At 77.2% G+C, this 1,523-nt stretch carries 3 protein-coding genes; all 3 read right to left on the bottom strand.

Going from position 1 to position 1,523, the window contains the following annotated elements:
- Positions 1 to 461: HEAT repeat domain-containing protein (locus NH602_RS30775; RefSeq protein ID WP_253069679.1), on the bottom strand; the 461-nt coding region annotated here is incomplete at its 3' end.
- A gap of 53 nt (positions 462 to 514) precedes the next feature.
- Positions 515 to 1,099, bottom strand: a complete 585-nt coding sequence (locus NH602_RS30770) for a hypothetical protein (protein ID WP_253069678.1) — start codon at positions 1,097 to 1,099, stop codon at positions 515 to 517.
- On the bottom strand, positions 1,093 to 1,523 hold a 431-nt coding region (locus tag NH602_RS30765), incomplete at its 5' end, for an HAD-IA family hydrolase (RefSeq protein ID WP_253069677.1). The genes NH602_RS30770 and NH602_RS30765, both read right to left, overlap by 7 nt.

Below are 1,523 nucleotides of genomic sequence, written 5' to 3'. Positions count from 1 at the left end.
CGGCTCAGGCTGAGCCGGACGTCGCGGTCGCCGCGGCCGAGCTGCCCGGCCAGCTCCCCGGCCAGCGCGGCACGCTCCCCGGTGGGGGCGAGCACGACGGCGGTGCGCCAGGCCGTGCGGGCCACGTCGTCGTCGGGGTCGCGGAGCAGGTAGCGGGTGACCCACGGCCACGTCGACGGGGCGGCGATCTTCGACAGCGTGTGCAGCGCCTGTGCCCGCGCCCGGGGCCGCGGCGAGCCGAGCTCGACGCGCAGGCGGGGCAGCACGTCGGCGGCCGAGAGCCGGGTCAGCGCCCAGGACAGCATGTCGCGGACGAACGGGTCCGGCTCGGCCGCGCACCGCTCGACCAGGACACCGGCGAGTGCGGGGTCGGGGGCCGACCCGGCGGTGAGCGCCGCCCGCAGCCGGGTCGAGGCGTCGTCGGCGGCCAGGGCCGCACGGAGGTCCTGCGGTGTCGTCATGGGCGCCACCCCAGACCCTGTCACGGTGTGAAGGTCAAGCCCCGCGTGCAGGTTCAGGGCCGCGCCTCCAGCCACGGCCGCAGGTACTCACGGTCGTAGGGGACCTCCGCCGGGATCAGCGCGACCAGCCGCCGCACGCGCTCGGCGGCGTCGCGGGTCAGTCGGGCGTCGTCGTCGCGGGTCAGGGACTGCTCCGGGCCGAACCGGCGGGCCGCCGCCACGATCAGCCCGACCGCGGCGCGCAGGTCCTCGAGGTCGCCGTCGGCATCGGCCGGGTCCAGCCCGGCCTCGCGCATCCGGTCGGCCGGGCGGCGCAGCTGTTCCTCCAGCCAGCCCCAGGGGTCCGCGGTGAGGGCTTCGGAGAACACCCGGTCGCCGGGCTCGACGCCGTCGAACGACGGGTGGACGTGCGCGGCCGCCCACTCGCCCGGTCGGTCCATGCGGTCGAACAGGTCCGCCCGCCAGAACGGCCGGTCCACGACGAGCCGCTGCCCCGCGGACTCGCTGCCCCGGTGCGGCTGCGGGTCGAGCAGCAGCAGCTCCACCCGGGCGCCGCGCTCCATGGTGGCGTCGGCACCGATCTCGAACCAGCGCCGGACCTGGACGGCGAGACGGGTGAAGGAGAAGGTGATCAGCACGGTCGTACTCCCGTTCGGGTGAGCTGGTCGGCGAGGTCGGTCAAGTCCGTGGCGTGCAGGTCGAACCGGTCGTGTGCGCCCGGCGGGTCGCCACCGGGCCGGTCGACGTATGCGGTGCGCATCCCGGCGGCCGCCGCACCCCGGAGGTCCCACGCGTGGGCCGCGACCATCAGGAGCCGATCGGGCGGGACCGCCGCGGCCTCGACCGCGAGCCGGTAGACCTCCGGGGCGGGCTTGTACGACGCGGCGCCCTCCGCCGACAGAGCGAGGTGCCAGCGCAGCCCCGCCCCCGCGGCCAGCCGCAGCAGGGTGGAGCGGCTCGCGTTCGACAGCCCCACCACCGGGAACCGGCCGGCGAGCCGGGTGATCCCGTCGGACGAGTCCGGCCACGCCGGATGCCGCGCCCCGGCGCCGGCCAGCGCCG

The sequence above is a fragment of the Pseudonocardia sp. McavD-2-B genome (assembly GCF_024124365.1).
Lineage (GTDB): Bacteria > Actinomycetota > Actinomycetes > Mycobacteriales > Pseudonocardiaceae > Pseudonocardia > Pseudonocardia alni.
Note: the sequence above shows the minus strand (reverse complement) of the source record. Positions and strands in the feature narration are given on the sequence as shown.